18 protein-coding genes are annotated in these 25,570 nt (G+C 65.8%); all 18 read right to left on the bottom strand.

The genetic code is table 11. The annotated features are described in order from the left end of the window. Window positions 1-1,635: recombinase family protein (locus ON43_RS38935; RefSeq protein WP_051179967.1), on the bottom strand; the 1,635-nt coding region annotated here is incomplete at its 3' end. 526 nt (window positions 1,636-2,161) lie between these two features. Continuing rightward, a complete protein-coding gene (locus tag ON43_RS38940; protein WP_051179971.1) occupies window positions 2,162-8,113 on the bottom strand; it encodes a helicase-like domain-containing protein in 5,952 nt (1,983 codons plus the stop codon). A 287-nt stretch (window positions 8,114-8,400) separates the two neighbouring features. Next, on the bottom strand, window positions 8,401-9,012 hold the full coding sequence (locus tag ON43_RS43205; RefSeq protein ID WP_051179973.1) for a hypothetical protein: 612 nt from the start codon (window positions 9,010-9,012) through the stop codon (window positions 8,401-8,403). A 166-nt stretch (window positions 9,013-9,178) separates the two neighbouring features. Next, complete coding sequence (locus ON43_RS38950) at window positions 9,179-9,577, bottom strand: DUF4913 domain-containing protein (protein WP_051179975.1); 399 nt, start codon at window positions 9,575-9,577, stop codon at window positions 9,179-9,181. Further along, on the bottom strand, window positions 9,574-11,382 hold the full coding sequence (locus ON43_RS38955; protein ID WP_051179977.1) for a type IV secretory system conjugative DNA transfer family protein: 1,809 nt from the start codon (window positions 11,380-11,382) through the stop codon (window positions 9,574-9,576). Before ON43_RS38955 ends, ON43_RS38950 begins: the two co-directional genes overlap by 4 nt. Continuing rightward, the gene (locus ON43_RS38960; protein WP_040815761.1) at window positions 11,379-12,098 is read right to left on the bottom strand and encodes a hypothetical protein; all 720 of its coding nucleotides are present in this window, start codon (window positions 12,096-12,098) and stop codon (window positions 11,379-11,381) included. Before ON43_RS38960 ends, ON43_RS38955 begins: the two co-directional genes overlap by 4 nt. 2 nt (window positions 12,099-12,100) lie before the next feature. Beyond that, a complete protein-coding gene (locus tag ON43_RS38965; RefSeq protein WP_051179979.1) occupies window positions 12,101-12,808 on the bottom strand; it encodes a hypothetical protein in 708 nt (235 codons plus the stop codon). A 107-nt stretch (window positions 12,809-12,915) separates the two neighbouring features. Further along, window positions 12,916-13,935 carry a hypothetical protein gene (locus ON43_RS38970; protein WP_040815762.1) on the bottom strand — a complete coding sequence of 340 codons (1,020 nt, stop codon included), beginning with the start codon at window positions 13,933-13,935 and terminating at the stop codon, window positions 12,916-12,918. An 82-nt stretch (window positions 13,936-14,017) separates the two neighbouring features. Then, window positions 14,018-15,025: a hypothetical protein gene (locus ON43_RS38975; protein WP_157514389.1), complete on the bottom strand. Its 1,008-nt coding sequence runs from the start codon at window positions 15,023-15,025 to the stop codon at window positions 14,018-14,020. A 78-nt stretch (window positions 15,026-15,103) separates the two neighbouring features. Then, a complete protein-coding gene (locus ON43_RS38980) occupies window positions 15,104-16,132 on the bottom strand; it encodes a hypothetical protein (protein WP_040815764.1) in 1,029 nt (342 codons plus the stop codon). Window positions 16,133-16,169: 37 nt separating this feature from the next. Next, window positions 16,170-17,186, bottom strand: a complete 1,017-nt coding sequence (locus tag ON43_RS38985; protein ID WP_040815766.1) for a hypothetical protein — start codon at window positions 17,184-17,186, stop codon at window positions 16,170-16,172. A gap of 86 nt (window positions 17,187-17,272) precedes the next feature. Further along, the gene (locus tag ON43_RS38990) at window positions 17,273-18,289 is read right to left on the bottom strand and encodes a hypothetical protein (RefSeq protein WP_157514390.1); all 1,017 of its coding nucleotides are present in this window, start codon (window positions 18,287-18,289) and stop codon (window positions 17,273-17,275) included. Window positions 18,290-18,364: 75 nt separating this feature from the next. Beyond that, on the bottom strand, window positions 18,365-19,354 hold the full coding sequence (locus ON43_RS38995; protein WP_245569012.1) for a C40 family peptidase: 990 nt from the start codon (window positions 19,352-19,354) through the stop codon (window positions 18,365-18,367). Window positions 19,355-19,407: 53 nt separating this feature from the next. Beyond that, window positions 19,408-20,670, bottom strand: a complete 1,263-nt coding sequence (locus ON43_RS39000) for a putative type IV secretion/conjugal transfer ATPase (protein WP_051179981.1) — start codon at window positions 20,668-20,670, stop codon at window positions 19,408-19,410. A gap of 423 nt (window positions 20,671-21,093) precedes the next feature. Beyond that, a complete protein-coding gene (locus ON43_RS39005) occupies window positions 21,094-22,590 on the bottom strand; it encodes an SCO6880 family protein (protein ID WP_040815768.1) in 1,497 nt (498 codons plus the stop codon). Window positions 22,591-22,647: 57 nt separating this feature from the next. Further along, window positions 22,648-24,150 (bottom strand): hypothetical protein, encoded by a 1,503-nt coding sequence (locus ON43_RS39010; protein WP_051179983.1) that lies wholly within the window; start codon window positions 24,148-24,150, stop codon window positions 22,648-22,650. Beyond that, on the bottom strand, window positions 24,135-24,956 hold the full coding sequence (locus tag ON43_RS39015; RefSeq protein ID WP_040815769.1) for a DUF8175 domain-containg protein: 822 nt from the start codon (window positions 24,954-24,956) through the stop codon (window positions 24,135-24,137). Before ON43_RS39015 ends, ON43_RS39010 begins: the two co-directional genes overlap by 16 nt. Beyond that, window positions 24,953-25,570, bottom strand: a complete 618-nt coding sequence (locus tag ON43_RS39020; RefSeq protein WP_040815771.1) for a DUF8175 domain-containg protein — start codon at window positions 25,568-25,570, stop codon at window positions 24,953-24,955. Before ON43_RS39020 ends, ON43_RS39015 begins: the two co-directional genes overlap by 4 nt.

Here is a 25,570-nt window from a genome sequence, read left to right on the forward strand (position 1 = left end):
ATTCAAACCAGCGTTCGCTCGCTGGTCTGGATGAGCCCCTTTCGGCTTTCTGGTGAACGAGCGGCTGGTGCAGGCGCGTCCGACCTGGTGGAGGTCGGCGAAGACGGGGCGCTTCTCGTCTGCCACCTGCGGCTCGAACGAGTCTTTCCCGTCATCGATGTAGAAGTGTTGGAAGAACGTCTCGTTCAGCAGGCGGCGCACCTCGGGGCTGGCATCGCGGTACAGCACGTACGGGTCGGTGATGAGGTCGAGTGCATGTTTGAGCACACCGACACCGATGGCGAGTGTCTCGGAGGTGTTCACCAGGCCCGCTTGCAGTCGCTGGCGCTCGTTCTTGAGCTCGATGAGCTTCATCCGGATCTTCGCTTGCGGCATCGAGCCGTCGGTGAGCAGATCGATCAGCCGGTTCTCCTTCTTGTCCAGGTCCTTCAGTTGCCGGTTGAGACGAGCATGCGTGTCGCGGGTGATGTTGTGCTCGTCGGCGACGACCTCTTCCAGCAGTTTTCGGGTCTCGGCCGCGAAGGCTGTCGGGAGTTGGAGGGTGTGGTAGTGCTCTACGATCGCGTCTTCGACCAATTCGACTGGGAGGCTGGGGAGGTCGCATAAGCCCTCCTTGCTTCGTCGGCAGGTGAAGTACGGGTATTTGTTGCCGGTGCGGCTGGTCGTCTGGTTGAACACGAAGCGGGAGGTATATCCCGCGTCGCGACAGCGAGTGCACAGCAGGGCGCCTTTGAGGTAGTGGTTGTGTACCCGGTCGCGGTTTCCGTTGGCGCTGCGGTGTCGAAGGATGTCTTGTGCGCGTTCGTAGAGGTCGTGGCTGATCAGAGGTTCGTGGCGGCCGGGATAGATCTGGCCTTTCCAGGTGACGTATCCGATGTAGTAGGGGTCGCGCAGCATGTTGTGGAGGGTGGAGGCGGAAACCGGTCGGCCGGAGGGGTATTGGCTCGTCGGCGGGGATGTCAATCCGAGGTCGGCCATGGCGGCTTCGAGATCGTCGAGTCCGTGGTCACCGGTTGCGTAGAGCTCCCATGCCTGCACGACGAGTGGTGCACGCTCTTCATCGATCTTGATGGTGTTGACCTGGCGGCCTTCGAACATGATGCGGGCGTTGACGTATCCGAGTTTGGCGCGATTGCAGGTGCCGCCGTTCATTGCCTTGTTCAGCAGCTTGATGCTGATGTCCTGGCCGGAGAGCTTGTTCTGCGTGTCGTTGAAGATGTCGGTGATGGCGGCCATCATGTCGGCGTAGACACCTTCGCCGAAGTCCTCGCGTGCGGAGATCAGCTTCACGCCCATGTTGTCGAGCTGCCGCTTGGTGACTGCGGCGTCGATGTAGTTGCGGAACGCTCGGGATCGCGCGTAGACGATGACGTACTTGATCTGCGGATTCTCTTGGAGGTACGCGATCATCTCCTGGAACACCGGCCGCTTCTCGATCGTGCTGGCCGAGACGCCGGGCTCGACGAACTCCTTGACGATCGACGCCGGTAGAGCGTCCGAACGGTGCTGAACAACGGCGCGCTGAGTCGCGATCGAGTTGCCATCGGGGTCGATATCGATCGCTGTGCTCAGCTGCTTCTTGTCCGAGACCCGCAGATATGAGACTGCGGGCTCGGGGATCCCTGATCCTTTCACGTGCTCTCCTGGGCGTTCTTGGATTCTTTGGCCAGTGCAATGACCGCCCGGCTCAACCTGCGCAGGTCCGGAGGGTCGCGTTGCTCGCTCTCCACGAGCACCCGGTGCTCGCGAGACTCCCCGACGTGGATGCGTTCGCGGTCAGGCATCGTGGACGCCCGCGCTGTCGTTCTGAAGTGTTGCTATTCGGGGAGTGTTTGCTGTTGGCACTTCGAACCTCCTGTATCTCAGCGCAATGCGCAAGGCGGGGAAAGTTGCTACTGGATCGCTAGTGCCTCACCGTGTCGAGCCCTGAGATGTCCGAGGCTTGCGGACAGTACGGCGGATAGCGTCGAGCTCGCGTTCCTGAGCGGCGCCCGTTTCGTCATGGCGTATGCACTCCGAGAGGATTCGGCGCAGGCTTTTCGGCGTGCCTTTCGTTCCTCGGCGGTAGTTGAGCCTTCCGGTTTTCGACATCTATTCTCTCCCTTCGTGTTTCGGCGGACAATGCGCCGTCGCAGTTGTGATCTGGGTCCAGGCCCGTGGTTCACTCGAGCTCGATCGAGGTGCCACGGTTCGGACCGGATTCCGGTGCTGGTGGTGGGGGAGCGGGGATTCGGTGGGCGATGTCCGGCACGGAGGGCTCCGGAGATGCGGCCGCGATGAGGCCACCGATTTGGGCACCGTTCGTGGAAGGTTGGGTCGTCGCCAACTCCAGGTCGAGATGGCGATGCTCACCTTGTTCGAGGTGACTGAGGTGTGCGTCCTGTTCGCGTTTGCGCATGAGGGCGCGGAGTTGGTCGGGGTTGTCGTAGCCGAGGTGGCGGCACAGGGCGGGGGTGGCGTTGAGCATGAGGCTCCAGCCGCGGCGGCGGCCTTTTGCGGCGAGGCGGTCGTCGAGGGCGCGGCGGCGGGCGAGGGCTTCGGGGCTGGCGGCTTCGTTGCGCAGGTCGCGTTCGAGTGCGTCGAGTTCGGCGTGGGCTGCTTTGAGTTCGGGTAGGCGGGTGAATTCGGGGACGGGTTCGGTTTCCAGCTGGGTCAGGCGGTTTCGGTCGCGGTCGAGGTCCCAGCGGCGGTGGTCGAGGGCTTTGGGGAGGTCGGCGATAAGGTTTTCGACGCGGGTCATGATTCCCGAGGCCAGGCGTGCCTGTGCGGTGTCGTGTTCGGCCTGGGTCATGGCGGCGGCTTTGAGGTTGTCGAGGTAGAGCGCTTCGTGCTCAATGGATTTGACGACCGGCAGACCGAACGGTTTGACGTAGAGCAGTGAATCGGCAGCGTTGTAGCGGACTTCGATCTCGATGCCCGAGAGCGTGCCGATGGTGACGGCTTCGTCCGCGGGACGCGCGCGCAATCGCATAGCGGCATCACGCAGCGCGGCCACCAGCGCGGCGGAGGCTTCGGGGCGCTTGTCGTAGCTGACCTCACCGATCATGACCGGTGGCGCGGTGTCGGTCTGGTTCTGGCAGTCGAGCAGGGCGACGATGTTGTCCAGCTCGAAGACGGCCTTCTCGTGGGCGGGGAGCGCGGCCCGCAAGGCAACGAGTTCGCGTTCGCGGCTACGGGTGGCCGCGAAGTAGGAGTCGTGTTCGGTTTGCAGCTCGCCGATGAGCTGGTCGAGTTCGATGCGCCGGATATAGCGCTGATCGCCGGTAGCGACCGCCTTGATCATGGCGGCGTTCTCCGCCAGGTCATTGGCGCCGAGGTCAGCTACACGGCGGGCGGTGCGGTCGGCACGTCGGTATTGCTCGATGAAGTGAGCTTTGCGTTCGACGGTCTGCCACATGTAGACGTCGAAAGTCTTCTCCGCGACGTAGCAGAAGATGTCCACCACAGCGTTCTGGTTGCCCTGCCGGATAATCCGACCTTCCCGCTGTTCGAGGTCTGCGGGCCGCCATGGCACGTCCACGTGATGCAGTGCGACGGCGCGGGTTTGGATGTTGGCGCCGGTGCCCATCTTCTCGGTGGAGCCGAAGAGCACGGCGATCTTGCCGGAGCGGCAGTCGGCGAACAGCTGGGTCTTGGCGGCGGGGCCGGGGTAGTGGTGGATGAACGCGATCTGCTCGGCGGGAATGCCGCCGGCGATCAGTTCGTGCCGGATCGCGTCGTAAATGCTCCAGGTGGAGTGGTCGGTCTTGGGGGTGGCACGGTCGCAGAACACGATCTGCAAGCCGCCGCAGATCGGGGACGGCTCATCGGTTTCCGGGTCGAGGTAGACGTTGTCCTTGGTTACCGCCCAGGTTGCGAGGATACGTTCGGTGACCACCGTGGAACGCAGCTGCCCGGGCTCGCTGAGGTCGGGGATGCGCAGGTGCGCGCATCGGGGGTCAAGGGTGGCGTTGCGGCCGTCGGTGGCGACCTTGAGCGGGTTGTCAATGTCGGGGCGGCGGGGATCGAAGGTGTCGGCGCGGTGCCCGAGGTCGGTGATGAAATCGGCGACCTCCTGCGGTGGCTCGAAGGAGACGACGGTGCGTTCTCCGCCACGCAGCTCCGGCAGGGTGGCCGGGATCTGGTCACGGCTGACCGAATCGGTGAAGGCGCTCGTCATCGCGATGAGATCGCCGACATTGACGAACTCGGCGACGCGGGTCTTGGGCTGAAAGCGCGAGCCCGAGGAATTGAGTTCGATGGTTTCTCGGGTGGCGGTGAACGCGCCGCCCCACGAGTCGAGGTGCTCGACTCTCGCATCGCGCAACAGGTCCGGGCGCAGGTAGCGGTTCATCACCCACAGTTCCGACAGCGAATTCGACAGCGGGGTGCCGGTGGCGAAGGTCGCGACGCGTTCGATGTATGCGTCCTCGGGAATGCCCGCGGCGGCGGCTTCGCGGCGCCGTTTGCCGCGCAGGTACTCCAGCTTCAGCAGCAGGTCTTGTGCTTGTTGGCTGCCTGGGGCGCAAGCGAGTTCGTCGATGTTCGACACGCGCAGCAGGTTCTTGAAGGAGTGGGCTTCGTCGACGAACAGGTAGTCGCAGCCGGAGGCTTCGAAGCCGAGTCCGGTGTCGGAACGAATTTCGGCGAGCAGCTTCTTGAGTTGGTTGGTCGCGGTCTTGAGCCGGAGCTCCAGGATTTTGACGGCCTTCTTGCCAGACAGGACGCCGAGGGCCTCGGTGAGTTCGTCGATCTGTTCCTGGTAGTAGGCCGTGCGGGTCTGCGCCGAGACGGGCATGAGCTTGAACGAGCTCATCGGCACGATCACCACATCCCAGTCCTGGGCGGCGGATTGGGCGATCAAGCGCTGGCGGGATTCGCGGTCGGTGCCCGCGGTCCCGGCCAGGATCTTCGCGCCCGGATACCACTGGGCGGCCTCACGCGCCATCTGCGCGATCAGATGGTTGGGGACGACGATCCACGGCTGCCGCGCCAGGCCGAGGCGGCGCAGCTCCATCGCGGCCATGATCATGGTGCCGGTCTTGCCCGCCCCGACGACGTGATCGAGCAGCACGGTGGGTTCGGAGATGATGCGCGCCACCGCATTCCGCTGATACGGGTACGGCGCGTACAACACCCCGAGACCGAGCAGGCGCAGATGCGAGCCGTCGAACTCGGGGGCGACGATGGTGTTGAACAGCTCGTTGTAGCGGTCGATCAACCGTTCCCGGCGAGCGGGATCGCCTTGCAGCGCCCACATTTCGAACTCCGTCGCCAACCGGCGGGCCTTGGCTTGGGCGGCGCGGGTGGCGCGGGTGTGCAGCTTGTCACCGCCGGTGGCGGCGAGGAACTCCTTGGACTTGTTGATCTGGATCGGCTTGGAGTTGCACAGCGCGGTCAGGATGTCGATGTGGTCGAAACGCTTGCCTGCGACACCGCAATAGGCGACACCCAACTCGTCGGCTTGCGAGTCCTCGAAGTTGTAGCCGCCGTCCTGGTTCGAATAGATCTTCGGAGCCAAGCCCCATTTCTCGACATCGGCTTGCCAGTCGTCGTATTCGGGGACGTCGATCACCCATTCCCCGGCGACGCGCTCGACGAGCACCTGATGCCCGGCGGGGACGCTGAAGGTTTCGCGGATGAACCGCGCATACTCCTCCGGCGGCACCCAAACCGCACCGAGCCGGATATCGACATCTGTGCGCCGCGCAGGCAGAACCGCGGTCAGCGCTTCGACATTGGCGCGGTAGCGCGGATCGGTATCCACGCGGGCGGTCGCCGCGGTGAGCTTTTTGAAGACGTTGCCCGACAAGTAGGACGCGGCACTGATCCAGGTGTCGGGGTCAGAGATCGACCGGAACGCCAACCCGGTGTCCACCAGTTGCTGGGCAGCGTTCTCCTCGGCGACTGCGAGCAGGCGGGCGATGCGTGGGAGGTCGATGACGCCGGTTTCGTCCAGGCTCACCGCGACCGCGTCCTCGATGCTGGTGGCGTGGGTGATCGGTTGTGCCGCAGTGGCGATCACGTCAGAGGTGAACAGCGGCCCCTTGCTGGCGCGGCCGGTGTCCTCGTCGAAGACCTCGAGCGCGAACACCAGCGCGATGGTCGGGTCGTTGCGCAGGACGCCTTCCAGATGCGCCTGCTTGCGGAACGGCTCGCGTTCGGGCTCCCATGCCTGCTCGGTGAAGTGCGCGAGCACCTCGTCGGGAACCGGCCCGGCAAAGGGCTTTCCGTGTTCGCCCTGCTCGATACGCCAGGTGGTGATCGCGGCGTTGACGCGTTCGCGGTGGCGTTTCTCGGTGACCTGGGGCGGTTCGATCCAGGTGAACCGGTTGATGAATCCGTAGGTTTCGAGATAGCGGTCGTAGCGGCGGTTCAGCTCACCGCGCAGCGCGGATCGTTCGGCGTGGTCGCGGCCTTCGAGTTGGGCTTGTACGAGAGTGGCTGCGACATCACGTAATCCGAGTAGCTCCCGCCATTCTGCGATGCGACGTTTGCCGCGGACCGCGGCTTCGGCCCACTCTGTGCCGGTGAACACCTCGATCCGCCCGAGCTTTTTGTTCCAGCGCAAGGTGTCTACCGCGACCTCGGTGCCTTCTTCGACAGGTGTGACCAGGCCGGTGCCGAACGCGTCTGGGCTGGCGATGATGGTGGAGGCGGGGGTCGCGGTCAGCTCCAGTCCGGCGTCGAGGGCGTTGTCGATGATGCGGGTCAGTCGCCCGGTCACCAGGAGGGCGAGTTCTTCGCCGTCGGGGCCTTCCACGTCGAGGGCGTCGCGGCTGTATTGGCGTTGCCGCCAGCACAATTCGCCGAGGATGTGGTCGGGGTGGGCGAGGAAGTACTTGTTGAGTTCGGCTTCGCGGCGGTATCCGTGCTCGTCGCGGACGGTGGTCATCCCGGATTGCAGATACAGGCGGGTGTCGGCGGTGGGTTCGCGGCCGGGTTCCCGGACGCGCCAGATCAGCAGATCCTGCACCACCCCGGTGCCTGCGACGCGCTGGAATGCCTTGGCGGGCAACCGCAATGCTCCGATCAGATCCGCCCGCGCGGCCATGTGTTCTCGGGCGGTGGCGTCGCGGGTCTCGCTGGTGAAATGTGAGGTCAGGACGGCGACGTAGCCGCCGACTCCGACCAGGTCGAGGGATTTGACGAGGAAGTGGTTGTGGATGGAGAAGTTCGCGGCGTTGTGGATCGGGTCGTAGAGGCGCTCCTTCCCGCAGGGCACGTTGCCGATCGCGAGGGTGAACGCGCCCGCCTGCACGCGTGTGTCTTCGAATCCTTCGCAGCGAATCTGTGCTGAGGGGTATAGTGCCGCTGCCGCGCGGGCGGTGATCGGGTCGCATTCGACGCCGACCATCAGCGCCTCCGTAGGGGCTTGGCCGATGAAAACACCGGCGCCGCAGCCGGGTTCGAGCACGCGCCCGCCGGAGAATCCGGCACGTGCTATGGCGTCCCAGAGCGCTTGGGATACAGCGGGATCGGTGTAGTGGGCGTTGAGGGTGCCTGCGCGGGCGTGTGCCAGTTCCGCGGTGTCGAGTAGCTGCCATAGACGCGCGTGTTCGGCCTCCCATTGCGGGTCGTCGGTGAAGATTCCCGGCAGTGCACCCCACCCGGACCAAGCGGCGATCACCTGTTGTTCTTCGGGTGTCGCGTAGCGGTCCTCGGCATCGAGGCGGCGCAAGGTCTCGATGACGCGCAGGTTGGCGTGCGCGCGATCGAGTTCCTGCGACGGCACCCACAACTGGGTGCCCGGCGAGAAGTTCACCGGTGCCGGGAGATCGCTGTCGGTATGCGCGTCTGGGGCGGGTTCCGGCTTGGAATCAGTCGACGGTTCTTCGCGGGGGATGTCGGTGGTGTCCGCCGCGATGGCGTCGGGTCGACTGGTCGCAGAGGAAGCCGCGCTCGTTTCGAGGGCTGCTTCTACACTCTCGCCGGCCGCGTCCGGCGCGGCGGGGTGTCCGGTCGGTGCCGTCGCCGTTTGGCCCGCGGCTTCGCGCCATCCGCGGAGGTATTCGTTGATCAGCTCGATAACTTGGTCGGGATCGACATTGCGGCGAGCTATCGCCGTCGCCAGGTCCGGGTCGATGGGTGCGTTCGGGTCGGTGCGCCCGGCTCGGTATGCCGCACGGCCCAACGCGACGAATGCGGCAGGCTCCAGTGCCGTCAGCGCGGCAACGGTGAGATCGGTCTCGGCCGCAGTGTCGACCAGCGTGACGGCGCTGCCCGTTCCGGTGGCCGGTTCGGAGGCCGCATCAACGATCGGAAGCCGGTGCGTCCGAGGGATTTCGGTGGTGACTGCGGTGGGGCGCGCCGGTGTGGCGGTGAGATCGGCGGCAGTGGAGGGCAGTGGTGTGCCGCCGGGATCGGCGTTGGCGGCATCGATCGCACCGCCGGTATCGAAGAGGGAAAGTTGGTTGGGATCTAGCTGACGGCGCGTGCGCCGGGGCCGTCGAGCGGGAGTCGGTCCGCTCGCATGCCCTGCTCCAGCCGGTTGATAAACGACGCTAACCGTGGATCGCTCGGATCGACCGGCAGCGGTTCGCCGTCCTCGCGCATCGCCTGCGCCAGGTGCGCGGCCATCACCCGCATCAGCATCGACCGGTGCGGCAGCAGCCGATCGGCGAGGTCGTCGAGATCGGGATCCGGCTCGTTTGTCCGCGTCGCCGGATTCCGCCACCGCTCCGCCGATGAGTCGAGCGGCGCTTCCGTCGGTTGCGCGTCCTCGACCGGAGTGTCCTGCGCCGCCGGGATCTTCTCGTAGAGCGCTTCGGTCAGCACCGCTTCGGTCACCTGGTTGCGCAGGTTGTTGATCAGTCCGACCGTGGTCAGGTAGTCCGGCTCCAGCCCCGTCTGCGCCCGCCATCGGGCTAGCGCCTGCGGCTTGTATGCCGCGATCCGCCGTTGGATCTCGGTGTCGATCGTCGCGGTTTCCGCGCTCAGGAACCGCTCGATCTGTTCGTTCGTCCACTCCGGCGGCAGGCCGATGTGTACGCGCCAGGTCGTTTCGACGATCGCGCGTATCTGCTGAGACATGGGTTTCCTCCTCATCGATCGCTTGCTGCGATGGTGGCACGGAGTCGAACAGCGCGGACTGTCCCTCGCCGATATTCTTGCTATTGGATTTCATTTTCGACTCCTTCCGTGTGCTGGCGAAGTCAGGTCATGGCGCGTGGCCTTCCGGGTAGGGACGGGTGTTCGGTTATGCGGCCAGATCGTCGAACCAGCCCGGCGGTACCGGGGTGGTCGGGAAGGCGGGGAGGTCGTGGTGGCGGGTGCTGCCGCAGCGGTACATTGGGCCGGAGTCGCCGTCGCAGAGCACGCGCAGGTGGGGGTCGGCGTGGTGGATCCACCAGGCGCTCATCGCGTCGGCGGATCCGTTGGCGCGGGCGGCTTCCCAGGCTTGCCACAGCGCGGTGAGGCGGACCGCGACTTCGGGGTGTCGCCACCATTGCGGGCACCACACCCGCCCGCCGCTGGCGCCGGAGGTGGTGAGTTTCCCGGCAAGTGCGGGGGCGAGCCAGGATTCGACCCAGACACCGACGTTGCGGAACAGCGGTGCGGGTCGCTCACCGTCGCCAGGCTTTCCCGGGCCGGTCATCGCGCACCGTCCTTGGCGAACGGATCGGCGTCGGGCCCGTATCGGCACAGTGAGTCGCGGATCGCATCGGCGTATTCGGTGGTGTCCCAATAGGTCTTCTTCAACAGGACCGGTGGATTGCCGGAGGTCCACACCACTGCACGGTCTTTGGGCAGTGCGGCGAGTGCCGCGATGGACAGGATCGGTTCGCGCGACCACGATTGCGAGGTCGAGGTTCCGCCGTGCCCGCGCGAGCGCGACCAGCGGGAGACGTCGTAGTCATCGGCCAGCGCTGACAGGTCAGCGAGATAGGTGCGGTCGCGGACGCCGCCACCGTAATAGTGCACATTGGATTGCTCGGCCAGCTGTTTGAGCGATTCCGGGGTCCACACCTCTGCGCCCTGGGCCGGGGATTGCAGGAAGGTGAGTGCGACGACGCCTTGAGAGCCCAAGTGGGAGTACAGCTTCGGTAGTTCCTTCAGTCGGCAGACGTTGGCGGCCTCGTCCAGGATCGCTAGTAGCGGGTCGGGTAGCCGTCCTCCGGTGCTGGCGCGGGCGACGGTGAGCGCTTGGTCGACGATGCAGCCGACGAGCGCGGTGGTCAGTCCGGTGGCCGAGGCCGGGCCTTCCATCGACAGCGCATAGAGCGTGTCGGTGGAGTGCACGAACGCGACCGGATCGAATTGGGGCAGAGGCTGATTCGCAGGCGCGGACCAGTCCGCGAGATCGGTCGTATCGCCGTCGATCAGCGTCCGGACAGGCGGGACGACGGTCGCGGCGGCGGTGGGGTCGTTCAGGACATCCAGGTTGCGGCGGGCCATGTCGTAGAGGCCGTCGCGCTGGCGGGGGTTGAGTGCTTGTGCGGTGGCGAGTTTGGTGGCGGCGAACAGATCGCCTGCGCCGACGAGTTGCCGGTGGGCAGTGGAGTCGTCGGGATCGGCGAGCCAGGCGAGGGTGTGGACCAGGTCGCCGTGCCCGGCGGCAGCGGCCCACAGGTACAGGGCGAGGAGTTCTTCGGAGCCGCCGGAGAAGTAGGCGTCCAGGCGCGCGTTGTCCTCGCGGGCAGCCGAAGCAAACCGACCTGCGAGCGTGCGGGCGTCGCCGAGGCCGCCGACGTAGGCCAGGGGATTCCACCACCAGTCCTGGTGCGGGTGGCCGGTGATGCCTTGAAGATCGGATTCCCATATGTAGCCGACCTTTTCGCGCACGCCGCGGGTGTGGTCGCGCAGATCGCGCTTGTTGGAGGTGGCGATCGCCGCGGCGGGCGCCGCACACAGGGCCGGGATCGCCAAGGCGGCCGTCTTGCCGGTGCGAGGCCCGGCGAAACACACCCCGACGTCCTCCCACCCCATGTACACCGGCTTGTCGCCGATCACGGTGCGCCCGAGGATGATTCCGATATCGATAGCGCGTCGCGGCACGGTGCCGGGGCGCAGGCGCTGTGCTCGTTCGATGGCGGCGGCACCGGTGACTTCGCCGAGGTGGCGCGGTGCGGTCATCAACCGTGCCTGGGCGTCCAGGCGTGCGCGCGGTGTTCGCGTCCAGGGGGTGTACCACCGAGTGAGCGCACCGACTGAGGCGGCGAACAGCAGCTCGGCAGGCACCGCCAGGACTGTGGCCTGGACCGGCCACCGTAGACCGGCGGCGACGAGTTCACCGGCGGCGGCGATCGGATTTCCGGGAACAGGCTGGTCGATCCCTGCCCAGCGGTCACCCAGCACCCAGCATTCACGCGCGATCACGGCTGCGGTGATCGCGACGAGCAGCACGATCAACGCCAGCACCGAATCATCGGTCGCGCCGTGCTGGGACGGGCGCGGCGTCACACAGCCTCACCCCCGCCCAGATCGGACTCCAGGTCTGTGGAAATCACGTGCTGCTCAAGCCCGGTGCCGGTCGCCTCGGTCTCCTTCACCGGCGAGGGTGTGGCCGGTTCGGATGTGTTGTGGTCGGGGTGGGCGGCATCGATCAAGCCCTGGATCAGCGCAGCTTCGTCGAGGGTCGTCGCGTCGGTGTCGCCGGGTGCGGTGGTGACGCAGTCGGCGGGATCGGCGGATTCACCAGTGGGCGAGATCGTGCGGATCGGGGTGAACGGCTGGGTGGGTTCGTTGGCGATGGGGTTGCGCAGCAGATCCGGGTCGATGCCGATCTCCCGGCGAATGCGGTCGTCGAATTCGGCTGCTGCTTGCGGATTCTCGTCGGCGTGAGCCTGTGCCCACGCCCATTGGGCCACGAGCTGTTCTTGCTCGACGCGCATGGCCCGCGCGGTCTCGAGTTCGACGGCGAGGTCGGCGTCGGCGGTGCGGTCGATCTGCTTCCAGTGCGTGCGCACGATGCGTTGCGCGCGTTCGGCCATCCGCAATGCCCGTTCGGCGCGTTGCTGGGCACGGTCGTGGATGCGCTCGGCCTGCTCGCGGGCGCGCTCAGCATTGTGCACGCGGGTCTGATTCCAGTGACCTGCAGCGACCGCGGTGTCCTTGAGCTTGCCTGCCAGACTGCCGAATTCGCGGCGAGCCTGATCGATCTCGTCATGCTCGTTCATGACTACACCGCCTCCCCATCATCGGTCTGAAGCGCTGCCGAAACCGCAGGTGTGTCCCGCGGTTCGATGTCATCGACGAAATCGGCGAGTTCCGTGCTGACCCGGCGACCAGGTTTGCGGCACCACTCGACGGCGTGATTGGTAGCGGCGTCGACGATTTCGACCGTCACTGCCAGGCGAGCGCGTTCGATACTGCCCGCCAGTGCACGCGCGGGGATCTCAGGCGAGGACAGGTGCAGTGTCAGACGGGCGGCGCCGAAGCGGGCCAGGGTGCGTGCACGTCCTGCCAGCCAGATCGCCCGGTGTGCGGCCGACAGCTCAGCGGTGGGCTGGTCGCCGCGGTACCACCAGTCGTCGAGGCTGAGATTGTCGTACCAGACGACCCCGTGCGGTCCGCAGACGGCGAAGCTCTGCTGGGCGTGATCGGCGGCGGCCCACAGCCGCAGCGCCGGTCCGGTGTCGGCGTGGGCGATAGCGGCGCGGCGCGCGGCGTGGGTGGCGGCGCGAATCTGGTCGAAGTCGATGCCCAGCTGGCGGCGCATCTCGTATTTGACCTTCGGCCACAGGTCGGGGCCGTCGAGTCCGTGCATGACCGCCCAGCCGTAGAGCTGGCCGTGTTCGGTGAACCGGCGAAGGTTGCTTGAGTATTGCGTGACGGCCGAAATGGCTTGATACCACAGAGGATCGGTGTCGTGACCGTTGTCGTTCATGGTTCTCGACCTCCTCAATCGTTTGTCATCTCTCCAAGGGGTTTGGGTGAGCTGCTGTCGCGACAGCAGCGGTTGTGTGCGCGAGGATCAGGGTTGGGAGCGGGTGTCTACATCTCCACCTCCGGCTCCGCTGTCGCTTCGCTGCGCAGCTCCGATGCCGGAAGATCTGCCTGCAGCTGTGGTTCATCGACGGCTGTGACTTTGGACGGATGCGCGATGTCGATCAGGGTGCGGATATCGGCTGCTGCGTTCGGATCTGCGTCGGTCTTCGGTGCGGGCGAATCGGCCGATGGTGTGTAATCGGCACTGCCGGTGAGCCATTCACGTAAGGCGGCGTCGAAACGTCGCGCTTGGGGAAGCATCGGTCGGTTGGACAACCCTCGCTCGATGTCGAGATGGCTGGCTCGTGCCCGGATCTCGTCGTCCCACAAGACGAGTCCGTCATCCAGGCGCGGCCCTGGCAGCGTCGGTTCGGGTGCGGCGGCTTCGGCCCTGGCCCAATCGAGAATCTCGACCAGGTCGTAGAACTCCTCCCGATCGTGTCTGGCAAGCGCGAGTACGGCGGGAATACGACCCGGGAGTCTGCTGTGGTGGTCCACGCTCCGCGAGATGACCAGAGCCTTGGCCGTCTCGTGCGACATTGCCTCTCGGCGGACGTGCCGTACGACCTCGTCGTGGGTGCTGCGCACGGCCAGCAGGAGAGTGGGCTCCGGCAGTCGTGCGTCGTGTAGTTCGATTTCCGTGCGCGGGTTCGGCGGCAGGTCGCGCAGGCAGGCGAGTATCTGCGCGTAGGCGTCGGACAGGGTGTGGCAGGAAAATCCCGTGCCCGGGGCGACTTGGGCGTAGTAGGGGCGCTCGGCGAGGGCGTCGTAGTAGCCCTGCCAGCGCGGTTCGACCGACAGTTCGATGCGATGCGTGCGCAGAAATGCTTCGAACCGCATTTCAGCGGAACGGAGCGCGTGCGAGAGGCGTGCGGTCTGGTCGCTCTGATCGACGGGGATCCACCGGAATCCGGTCTCCGTCCAGATGTATGTCGGGTGGCCAGCCCGCTTGTACAGGTCGAACAGGGTTTGTTCCAGGTCGCTGGCATGGTCCTGCGCCGAGGGCTGGGACCCGGGTGTCGTCATCTTGGCCTCGCTGCCATCTGGTCGCGGGCGGCAATCGATTCCGTGTCTGCCGCGTCTCGGGAGGTCGTTGCGTGGATGCCGATCACAGCTCCGCCTCCGGCTCGGCGGTAGGTGAGGAGATATCCGACTCCGGGATGTCCTGGGACGCAGTGCTTTCGGCGGCTGTCGTCGACCCGGCCGGGTGGGCGGTGTTGATCAGGTGCTGGATGCCCGTCGACTGCTCGACCCGCGTGGCGATCTCGCTATCCACTGATGCCGTGCTCTGGCGTGTTTCCGCCGCGTGGTCGAGATAGTGGGTGATGAGTTGATCGACGAGCTGAGTGCGTTCCCTGGCGGCGGGATGCCGTGGCTCCCTGTCAATTTCGAGGAGTCCGTCGATTTCGCTCAGGTGCCGGATCGCGCCTAGGCACAAGCCTGCCTTCTCCATATCGGCATCCCACGGATTGCGGACAGCGAGGTCTGGAGTGCCGACCTCGGCTACCGCCCATCGTGCGATCAACGCTTCGGCGGGCCTGCGATCGACTATCTCCCGAAGCCGATCAGAATCGACCCTGGCTGGGCGCGAATCATGTTCCTGTCCAGATTGTTTGGATCGGTCGACGTGGTCGCGCATCTTGTGCAGCGTGGTCGCAGCGAGGTACTCGTCCGCGCCTCTGCGCACGTGCTGGGCTGCCCTGTCCGGGGAGTCGAGGAACTGGTAAATCGATCGGTCCTCACCGGCTTGATGGATTTCGACCAGCATCGGGTGATCGAGCGGGACTGCCTTGTGGCGGGCGGCGACGTGGTCGGCGGCGAGGGTGAACGCGTCGGCGATGGTGTAGCAGGCGATCGCGGTCATCGGGTGGCTTAGCTGCACGGCGAACTTGTTGTAGTACGCCTGCCAGGCCGGGTGGTCGATCAATTCGTCTGTGTGCGTTCCGAGGTGGTCGATCAGCTGGTTCTCGGCCTCGAAGATCTGAACCATCAGGTCGGCGATATCGGGCAGGGCGTTGATGCCGTCGCCGGCGGCTTGTTCCTTGTCGTAGAGGCGAAAGAGGGTCTTCTTCAGTTCGCTGGCCCTAGCGGCGGCCGGGGATTCCGGTGTGTTCATAGCTGCCACCTCCTTTGGCGGTGAGACAATGGGATGCTCGGTTGTCGCGGTGATCGCGTGAACGACCGACACCGGGCTCTACAGGTCGGCCTCCGGCCCGGCTGTCAGGTCGGGTGCTGCCTCCTCTGGAGGCGGAAGCTCATTGGGGCCGCAGGGTTCCTGCGCGGCGGTGTCAGGAGCCGAGGTCTGTGCCTGGTGGATCAGATGCTGGATCTGTGCGGCCTGATCCAGTTCGGAGTGGGTGCCGCGGTAGGCGACTACCGATCGGTCTTTATCGAGCGTGCGCCCCTGGGCGAGTTGGGTGACCAGCTGTTGGAGGACGCTGCGTTGCGTGCGGGCGTCGGGATGGCGTGGGGTTCGGGCGATATCGATCAGCCCCGGCAGCCTGGCGAGCAGATGCACCGCGCCGAGATCGGCTCCGGCGGCTCGCATCGCAAGGCTCCAGGGGTTCGGGTTCTTTCCGGTGCATTCGGCAATCGCCCACTGGACGGCCAGCGTCTCCGTGGGATTGTGGCGCATCAGTTCTCGGAGATCGGTGACACTCGCAGCGGGGGACTCCACGCGCGACGCCTCAGCAGTCGTGTCCGGCTGTATTCGGCGTCGGCACAAGACGAGGGCGGTCGCGGCGAGGAATTCGCCTGCGGCAGAGCGAAGCTGCATGATCGCGGCGGCGTGGGTGTTCGAGATCTTGAGGAAGGGCTCGTTCGTACCCAGCCGGTACATCTCGACTCGCAGTCGGCGGTCAGGAGCCCCGGTTTCCGTAGTGGCAGCCAGATGCTCTGCGGCGTATGTGAAAGCGTCAGCGAGGCAGGAGCATCTGATCGTGTCGGTGGGGTCGTTGAGGTGCAGCGAGTACTTGTTGTAGTGATCGGACCACTTCGGGTTTTCGGCGAGCTCGTCGGCGTGCTGTTCGAGGAAGTCGCCGAGCCTTCGTTCGGCCTTGCGCATTTCGGCGGAAAGTCCGATGCTCGTGGCCTTTTGGAATATCTCCGCACGCGTGGGAATGTGCCCGGGCCATTCGCCGTCTGGCATGACGACGGCGTCGTAGAGCCGGAAGATGGCTTCCAACAGCTCCTCGGCAGTTTCGCTGGGATCCGATGTCGTCATCACGCAGCTCCGTCCGGGCACTGCACCCCAGTCGCGGTCATAGCTCTAGCTCTGGTGCGGCGATGGTGTCGGCGCCGGTGTCCGACTGCGGAAGCCGAGTTCCGGGCGCAGGTTCAGTGCCGAGACCGTCGGTGGACAGGCGCGCCTCGGCGATCAACCGCTGGATTCTCGCGGCCGACGTTTCGTGGTGGGTGGCCGGCGTCGCGGCGGATGTCGGTGGAGCTTCGCCGGTGATGATCTGTTCGAGCACGGCATACCGGTTGTTTACGCTCGGCGAGTGGGGCACATCGGCCAGCGAGTTGCCCAGCGGATCGGCAGCGAGCTCGCGTACTAGCGACAGGTCGAGCCCCGAATCCTCCAGCGCATGGTCGTATTCGTTGGCGACCGTGGTGTCGGAGCGCCGTACTTCGGCCACCGCCCACTGGGCGATGATCATCGTCGTCGCGGCGCGGGGGTCAACTTGCAAGTCGATGCTGACGATGCCGGAACCGGGCTGTGCCCGGCCTCGTCGAGATTCGGTGCGGGCCAGCACTAATGCTGTAGCAGCGAGTTGCTCGTCAGCGCGGGCCCGGAGTTCTTCGATCACTGCCGAGGCCGCGTTGTAGGCGCTGAAGCGTGCTGTATCGCCGTCGTAGTCGTAGATTTCGACCATCACCCGTTGACCTGGCTGTGCGGTGAGGTCATCGGATTCGAGATGGGCTGTGGCTGCAGCCAATGCGTCGGGGAGAGTGCAGCATTCGATCGTCGTCGCCGGATGGCTGGCTTGCACTGTGTATTTCGGTTCGTCGAGGGTGGTGTATTGGCCCTTCCACCGGGAGTAGGTCGACAGCTCGTCGCGATGCTGCAACAGGAACTTCGACATCCGCCGATCGGCCTCGAAGACCGCGTCGGCCAGTTCGGGGCTTTCGTGCACTCGGGAGACGTAACGGACCGACCATCCCCCGTCGGTCGGCTCGACGTGACGGTCGATCGCCTGGTTGTAAACGCTGACCAGCTCGTCCCAGAGCCGCTTGGCAGTCGTGTGGGCGGAGGATTCGGAGTGCGGAGTGGGCATTGGTCGGCTCCCTTCTGCTGGGTGGCCGGAGCGCGCGGATGAACTGGCGTGGGCGGCCGGAGTGGGCGTGTCCGAATGACTGCTGCTCAGATCTCGATGCCCGGATCGGATGACAGGTCCGGGCCCTCTGGTACGCCGGGATCTTGCGGCGTGGGAGGGAGTCCTAGGTGCGGCGCGCCTGTCGGGTCCTGTGCGCTGCTGATCAGTCGGCGGATCTCGGACGCATTCGATGCGCCGGAGGTGAGTTCGGTGGCGTCGGTCCGCGTTTCGGCGCGCTGGTGCCGGTGGACGTGGGTGGTGACGAGTTCTTCGATCGCGGCCAGGTTGTGCCGTGCAGTCGAGTACCTGCATTGGTCTGCGGTTTCGAGGAGATGGGGGAACCGCATGAGGTGCCGGATTCCGCCCACGTGCATGCCCGCCATACCGACCTGAAGGTCCCACGGATTCGGTTCATTGGTGCGGGTCGCCTCGGCGAGAGCCCAGCGGACGATCACGGGAATGACAGGATCGCATGTGGTCGGTAAGCGACCACGATCGCGAGGGGGCGCTGTTGGCGCGGTCGAATCGTCGGCTTCTCGCTGTTGAAGGAGATTGCGGGCTATGAGGGTCGCTACCGCGGCGAGATGCTCGTACTGGCTCTGGTGCAGTGCGTGGTCCACCAGGCTGGATGTGCCGCAGACCCGCAGGATCGTCGATTGCGTTGCCACGAATTGGATTTCGACGTGCAATGCGGTTTCGGTCGGCGGGGTCGGGTGCGTTTGAAGGTGTTCGCGGGTGGCGTCGAAGCAGTCGGCGAGTGTTCGGCAGGCCAGCACCTCGGGTGGGTGGCCGACGAGCACCGCGTAGCTGCAGTACACGTATCCCCACCGCGGGTCCTCGTCGAGCTCGGATTGATGGTCCAGGAGGAACTTCATCAATCCCGCTTCGGCGGCGTCGATTTCCACGGCGAGATCGAGGTCGTCGGTGAGGTCCTCGGCATCGGAGGCCGTCATCTCCTCGCACTGGGGAAAGGCGCTGCGCGCGGTTTCCCGGGCGTAGAGCAGCTCCAGTGCCTCGTACATTTGCGTCGCCCGTTCGGCTGCGGGCATCTCAGGTGTGTTCATCCGCGACACCTCCTTCGTGCATGGGGATGTGAACGACCGGGATGCGGTCTCGTGGGATTGCTGGGCAGCTGGCCGTCATGGGCTGGTGCCTCCCTCTACCGCGCCGAAACGTCGGATGTCCCAGCGTTCGCCTGACCATCCGGACAGGGATCCGTAACCGACGGGTACGCCGAATGTCGGTGCTTGCAGGACCATCTCGTCGCCGTCGACGTTTCCGGCATAGATCGCGACGTGATGCGAGTCGTTCTGCCCCGGGCTGGTGAAATAGATGAGGTCGCCAGGGCGCAGGTTTGCGCGGTCCACGGGTGCGCCGCGGGGGTCGTCCTGCTGGGCCTGGGTGTAGTGCGGTAGCGCAATATGGCCACCGGAGGCTTGATAGACCGCGTACAGCACGAGCCCGGAGCAGTCGAAACCGCCTGAAGTGGGACCGTTTTCGTCGCCTCCACCCCACACATACGGGTAGCCGATCCATCGGCGGGCCGCGGCGAGAACGGCTGCGCCGAAGCCGTCGGCATCGGCGGCGGCGACCGCGCAGGCGGAGACCGGAATTCCGATGCTGGCACCGATGGCGGCCAGTAGATCTGTGGCGCGGTCGATTTGGCGGGAGTAGGCGTCGGGGACGGCGGAGCGTTCGATGCCTTGCGCGATGGCTTCGGGGGTCATGGTCTGCCACCCCGGGAGGCCATCGAGTTGGTCGTAGAACCAGTGGGCTTGGTGGACTGGGTCCATCAGCCCCGCGATCCCGTCCGTGCCGTGCAGGGACGCGCGGATCTGCCACGGCCCGACCGAGTCGTGATCGTCGCCGACTGCGTCGTGGTCGTAGCGCAATGATTCGGGGACGTTGACGTTGGCCAGATTGCGGAAGTCGCTTTCGGCGCCGGCCGCGAGGAGCGCTGCGGTGATGCCGGTGTCGCTGATATGGCGCGCTCGACCCACAGCGATCGCGGTACGCGCGATCGAGGTCTGGTTGGCGGTGAAGCCGTTCGCAGTCGATGCTGCACCGGCGGATTGGTTCGTGCAGCCGCCGTCGGAAGGGATGACGATCAGGACCAGCAGCAACGGCACCGCCAGGACTGCGACCGCGAGCGTGATGCCCAGCCGCAGCCCACTCCCGCGGTTCACGACAACACCTCATCTGCATTGCTGCGAGAGGCGTCGCGCTCTGCTTCTGTCCGCGGAGTAGCAAAGCCGTAGAAGCGAGAGTTGGTATCCCCGAACTGTTCTCGCTCGATGTCGGTCAGCGCCAGATAGAAGGGGATGCCGGGTCGCCGGTCTTCGCCGATTTTGAGCAGGAACTTGCCGGTGCCCGGCGGCAGCGGGCGGTTCTCCCCGTTGCCAAGAATGTCGCCGCTCAGCGCGGCGGGCGAGGACCAAGAGGTGACCATCTCACGTTCGGTCGCAGTGAACGGAACTCGTGAGTCCAGCCGTGAGATCTCCTCGGCGGGGAGCGCTCCGAATATCTTCGCCCGGGCGCGCTCGAGAAAGCCGAGGGCCTTCGCGGCGCTGGTGCCGAGGTTGTCGAGGTCCTTGATGGTGTGCGAGATCATGATCAGTGCACATGCGATACCGCGTTGCAGGCGGGTGAGTTCGTCGACACGGTCGACCATGAACTCGCCCATGCCCAGGACTTGCCAGAGTTCGTCCATAACGGCCTGGAAGTAGCGTTGGCGGATCAATCCGGCGTCGGCGAGCGCGTTGTGTGCTTCGATAGCGGCGAATCCGGTGGCCCAGCACGCGATCATGACCGCAGCCTTGAGTTTCTTGTCTCCGGCCGGGATGTGGGAGACGTCGACGCAGATAGCACTAGCATCGAGATCGATGCGGGTAGTGGTGTGCCCGTTGAAGATTCGCCCGAATGGTCCTTGGGTCAGCGCGCGGAGTGAGCGGCGGATGCCGATGATGGCTTCCCGATAGGCCGCCTCGGTGTCGGCGGCGGCATCAAGACGGAGGTCCTCTCCGCCGGCCACGATGACGTTCATCAGATCGTCGATCACGGGTGGATGATCGGGTGTGAACCCGTGTCCGCCGGATTTGGTGGGGCAATGCAGGATTCGCAGCGCGGTCGCGATGACGGTCTGCTCGTAGTCGGCGACCCGAGCGCCGCGCACCAACTCGATCAGAGCTGAGAGCAGCGATGCCTGGCGGGCATGCCACTCGTAGCGCATCACCGCGGCCCGTTCACCCTGTCCGGCCTTTTCCAGCGCAACGACGGCAGCGGCCAGTGCACCGCCGTCGAGAGGATTGAGTCGGCCGTATCCATGACCGAGGTCAATGACCTGCCCGCCGACGGACTCCACTAGCTGCCGGTAGTCGGGTTTGACGTCGGCGAGGATGAGTGGAGTGATGCCTTGCGCGACGCCACCGATAACGATCCGGCGCACCAGCGAGGACTTGCCGAACCCGTTGAGGCCAAGGACGAACAGGCTGGGCGCGGACAGTAGTCCGGCGCGGGCGAACCAATTGAGCGGGTCGAAGCAGACGGGTGCGCCGGTGCGCAGGTGTGGGCCGAGGGGAGTGCCGATTACTGGCGCCCCGGCGCCTACGGCCCACGGCCACAGTCCAACGATTTGCGCCGTCGTGCCACGGACCTCCAGTGGTCGACCGACGCCCGCGCACCGACCCCCTTCCGCACCGCAGTAGCCGGTAGAGGTCGAGCGCGCGGTGTGCCGCTCGCGATCCTCCCCATGATCAGCCTCGCTGTGTGATTCGGAGTCACGATGGTGGCGCCCGACCAGGCGGTGGCGACGGCGAGCAGAGTCCGGTATTGCCAAGGAACTTGTGCGACTGCGTAATCGGCGCATCGCTCAGCCCTCCAAGAACTTGGGGACGCTGGCATGCTCGGGCAGGATCACCCCGAGGCCGAGAGACGCGGCGAATGCCGCGGCCTGATACCGGTAGCACCGTTCGATGTGGAGCCGGCACTGGGTCGACAGGTCCTTGGTCAGCGCTTCGATGCGCGGCAAATCAGTTCCAGCGGGATTGGTGACCGTGACCAGAATTCCGTAACTGCTCACGCCATGTCCGCGAGCCTGCTCGGCGCGGGCCTGTTCGGTGGCTTGGACGCGCAGCACGGAGGCCGCGGATGTGATTCCGCCACGCTGGTTTTGGGAGCCGACGAGGGCGTCCTTGTAGTCGTTGTCGACGATGGTGGTGGCCTCGGCGGCAGAATGCGGTCGGTAGACGACGGCGACGCGTTTCCGGGGTAGATCCGGGTTGGGCTCGAGTAGTCGGGTAAGGACCCGTTCGGTCACCACGCCTTGGGGCTGGGCATCCATCTCCCAGCTCACCGATAGCGCACCCATGTGGCGGTAGTGGTCACGCCGTTCGTCGTGCTCGCTGGGTCCGGTTTGCTCCCAGGTGAGCCCGTGTCCATCAGGTTCAGTCGCCGCGGCTTCCAAGTCGGCCTGGGACGACGGGTCGAAGCTGCGGCGGACGAAAGCGATGATCTCCTCGGCGGTCATCGGTCGTGACCGCACCCCGGCTTCGTCGAGAGCCGCGGTGATGCCCGGCAGACGACGCGCGATCTCGAGGGCCTGCTCGGCCGGGTCCTTGCGGCGTTCGGGCGTAGTAGCCCGCAGCGTGATCGCCAGCCGGGCTTCCAACCGGACATGCTGAGCGGGAAGGCTAGTTCCCAACGCCCACAACACCTCTCGCGCCGACTCGGGCGCGTCGGGATCGGTGAGCGTTTGGACCTCCTTAAGTAGCCGATTGCCGGTCTCGGGCACGGTGTCGAGCACGGGAACGATTGCGGCGATATCGGGTTGTCCTCCGACGTCGGCCAGGAACCCGCCCCACGCTGCGACCCACCGGTCCACGATCGGCTGGTCGACCGCCTCGGCGCCTTGTGGCCAACAGGCCAGCACGATCGTGTATTCGTGCAGTTTCGGGGCATGGATCATGCCGAAGGGCCAGCCCGCGATATCCCGCCCCGAGTAGAGACTGGTGCTGACGAGCAGACCGGGGAGCTTTCGTGAGCGGCCGGGCAGGGTCGAGAACGCGCCACCGTGATAGAGGGTTTCGCGGCGGCGGCGAGCATGCACCCAGCGGGCGAGCAGGATGGCGCGTTCATATCCGGAACGGCCTCGGATTCGGATCACCAGCGGTCCAGCGATGGCGGCACCGGTCGCGAGAACGATTCCTGACGCTGGGAATCCGGCGATCAAGTGGGTGATCATCGCGGTGATCACCACCGTGCCCGCACTCACCATCCCGGGCCAGGACAACCCAAGCAGACCCTCCGCGCGGGGGACGGTACCTGCGCTATAGGTGCGTTCGATGTCAGTCTCGACGTGTGTCGCCATGGTCAACCCTCCTTCGTTATGTACAGGTCTCGGCCAGCGAATCCGGCTGGGGGACAGTTAGATCGGGATGTCGTCATCCCCTCGGCGACGTGGCGATGGAGGGGGAGGCGCCGCTGTACGCTTCGGCGGCGGCGCGGCAGTAGATACAGTCGGCGCAGTACTGGTCGCAGTGCGTGTGCGGGCGGGCGCCGCTCCAGCGGGTGTGCCCGACACGTTGGCGGGAGCGGTGGTTGCGGTCGGCGAGGTACTGCCTTGGGTGCCCGCGGCGGTGGTGCGTCCGACTGTCGCTGTGGTCGAGGTTCGGGTGGCGTGACCGGTCGGTGCCGTCCCGCCGCCAGAATCGGCGTTCGACGCGCCCGCACCCACTGCGGCCGCGCCGGCTCCGCGTAACAGCAGCGCCTTGCCGCCGGTGGCCGCCGCGGCTCCGGCGGTCAGCATCACTCCGACCGCGGCAGCACCCGACCCGCCGGACCCGACAGCGGAAACGACAGGTGACACCAGCCGCATCAGGGCGGGTAGGACGAACACCGCGCAGATCAGCAACATCACGCCTACCAGCCGACGCTGTCCGGTGTCGGCGTCCAACGGTGTGGCCGGGTTCATCGCCGGGGTGGTATCGACAGCAGAAAAGGCGATCAGATATACAAGGGCCGCAACAGGTTTCCACAGCAGGAACGCCAAGATCCAGGACCAGAGGCGGTCGTGAGCATGCTTGCCCGACCCGAGCCCGGACCCCGCCGCCGCCAAGGGCAGCATCGCCATGGCGACGACCAGGAATGCCTGGCGCAGGATCGCCATGACCGCCATCGCCAGGGCCCCAAGCATCCCGACACACGCGATGATCAACACCAGTCCTGGCGAGAACCCTTGATAGGCGCTGGTCTCGACCATGAATTTTGCTGTGCCAGTGGCGTTTCCGTCGGTGGCGTCATTGATGATCCATGCTGCAAAGGCATCTGAGGCGCGGGACGCGCCCAGGACGACCGCTCCGGCGATCCAGACGGCGACGATCGAACGCGTCAGTACGCGCATGAGTTCGCCGGCCTGCTCAGCGTGGGCATTGTGGCGCGCGATCGCCATCCGCACCGCGCCGACCATAACGGATGCCGCGAGGAAGTAGACCTGAATATCGCTGGTGTACTTACTGATTCGCGTCCACAGGTCCTGCTCCGCGAGAAGCTTGTCGTTGGGGATCTTGGTCCACCAAACGAGCGCCATGATCAGCGCTTGCCCCAGGCCGTGCAGAAGGGAATCGACGATCGATCCGAAGGTCGTGTCCCACGCCTTGTCCTTCACCGCTTCGACGGCATCGAGCGGATGTGTGGCGACATTGCCGGCCTTGCACAGCCCCGACACCGTGTCCCCGAGCGAACCGAGTCCAGGGACGGTGCTGATGGTGTCGTGCAGCTGGTTACAGGTTTGATCGAATCCGAACGACCCGGGATCGGCGGCACTGTGGCTCATCCCGACGCCTAGCACCGCGACGACGGCGATAAGGATGGAGGCCATCCGGCGACGTAGTCGGCGGTTCGTGCGTTCCCGGGTCACCATGGCGTCCACCCGAGGATCGAGGCGATCTCCTGGCTTCCGGTGAGGCCGGTGCCGGGTACCAGGTTCCAGTCACCGCGGGTCCAGACGACGGTGTATCGAACTGATGTCCATGTAGGAGCCTGGTCGGCTGTGCCGGGCGCGCGGCGGCTCGCGGTCTTCACCACGACGAGATCCGGAGACCAGGACATGATCTGGAAGGCGTCCGGGGCCACGATCCACCGCGTCACGTTCTCCGGCTGTCGTATCGGCAGCGTGCTGTTCGCGACCTTGCTGTGGTAGTCGGCCAAGTCGGCCGGGGTGTAGTTGACCCGAGCGACGACGGCGGGATCTGCTGGCCGCGCGGCGAGTTGGTGGGTGATGTATACCGCCGCCAGTGCTGCGCCGCGTGGCGTGCGCGCGTACCCGGCGGCCATCCCGCCGCGGATCTGGGTGGGCCCGTCGGAGGTCGAGAACGGCACTGATACTCCGTAGACGCGCTGCCAGCCGCCCCGCTCGGTCGTGCCCGCCGGAGCGGCGGTCAGCCATGCAGGGTCGGATTCGGCCACCGGTGCGACGGTTTGCGGCAGCGGTTGGCCTGCGGCAGCGAGGGGAAGGTCCACTCGCCGTCCGAGGATGTCGGTCGTCGGGGGTCCGAATCCGCCCTCGGTGTCACCCCAGCCAATCGTCGGCGGCGTAGGCGTGCCGGAGTCTTGGCTGTCCGAATTATCGGAGCGGACGATGAACGCAACTGCTGCGACGATGACGATCAAGGCCACGAACATCGCTGCCGCGAGCCGACCTTTGGACCAAAACCGTGTGCTTTCGGAGGTGTTCATCGCGACTTCTCCAATCTCACTGCGCTGTCAGGGATTCGGGAGATCGTCTGAACAAGGCGTTGGGTCGAATGGGGATCGGGAAGCTGAAGACGCCAGTCCTCGCCCATCCACACCACGACCGTGCGGGTTGCGGCGAGTGAAGCATCCGGATACGCCGTGAACACGGTCACCTCTGCACGCTTTCCGGGCGTGTACTGGTCGACGTCGTAGCCGAGAATCCTTGGTGCGGACGAAGGTTCGGCGGGTCTGGTGATGGAGAACAGCACCCGTGCAGTGGCCCAGTCGTCTTTGCCGGGACCGGGCGCCAATTCGGCCGCTGCGATCTGTGCCCACGCTCCATCCGCCGCGAGCGACATCCGAATGGTGTGCACGATCGCAGCCACGGCCGCTCCGACAGGTGATGGGTCGAAACCAGCTGCGACGGAGGGCGTATAGGTGCGGGGTCCCTGGTCGGTGAGCGGGATCGCCACGCCCTGGTAGTCGGTCCACCGGATGCCAGTCGGTTGCGCCGGTGCATCGGCGGCACCGCCGTCATGGTGATCGGCACCCGCGCAGGCGACGGCCAACATGAGTGCAGCCGACAGCAGTGCGGCCAGCGCCAACAGAGGCTTCAT

This window comes from Nocardia concava NBRC 100430, assembly GCF_000308815.1.
GTDB classification, from domain to species: domain Bacteria; phylum Actinomycetota; class Actinomycetes; order Mycobacteriales; family Mycobacteriaceae; genus Nocardia; species Nocardia concava.

Excerpts from the sequence above, each read along its gene's own strand:
- ON43_RS43205 (WP_051179973.1), bottom strand. The coding sequence starts at position 9,012 with ATGTCTCAGCAGATACGCGCGATCGTCGAAACGACCTGGCGCGTACAC.
- ON43_RS38950 (WP_051179975.1), bottom strand. The coding sequence starts at position 9,577 with ATGACCGGCCCGGGAAAGCCTGGCGACGGTGAGCGACCCGCACCGCTG.
- ON43_RS38960 (WP_040815761.1), bottom strand. The coding sequence starts at position 12,098 with ATGAACGAGCATGACGAGATCGATCAGGCTCGCCGCGAATTCGGCAGT.
- ON43_RS38965 (WP_051179979.1), bottom strand. The coding sequence starts at position 12,808 with ATGAACGACAACGGTCACGACACCGATCCTCTGTGGTATCAAGCCATT.
- ON43_RS38970 (WP_040815762.1), bottom strand. The coding sequence starts at position 13,935 with ATGACGACACCCGGGTCCCAGCCCTCGGCGCAGGACCATGCCAGCGAC.
- ON43_RS38975 (WP_157514389.1), bottom strand. The coding sequence starts at position 15,025 with ATGAACACACCGGAATCCCCGGCCGCCGCTAGGGCCAGCGAACTGAAG.
- ON43_RS38980 (WP_040815764.1), bottom strand. The coding sequence starts at position 16,132 with ATGACGACATCGGATCCCAGCGAAACTGCCGAGGAGCTGTTGGAAGCC.
- ON43_RS38985 (WP_040815766.1), bottom strand. The coding sequence starts at position 17,186 with ATGCCCACTCCGCACTCCGAATCCTCCGCCCACACGACTGCCAAGCGG.
- ON43_RS38990 (WP_157514390.1), bottom strand. The coding sequence starts at position 18,289 with ATGAACACACCTGAGATGCCCGCAGCCGAACGGGCGACGCAAATGTAC.
- ON43_RS39005 (WP_040815768.1), bottom strand. The coding sequence starts at position 22,590 with ATGGCGACACACGTCGAGACTGACATCGAACGCACCTATAGCGCAGGT.
- ON43_RS39015 (WP_040815769.1), bottom strand. The coding sequence starts at position 24,956 with ATGAACACCTCCGAAAGCACACGGTTTTGGTCCAAAGGTCGGCTCGCG.
- ON43_RS39020 (WP_040815771.1), bottom strand. The coding sequence starts at position 25,570 with ATGAAGCCTCTGTTGGCGCTGGCCGCACTGCTGTCGGCTGCACTCATG.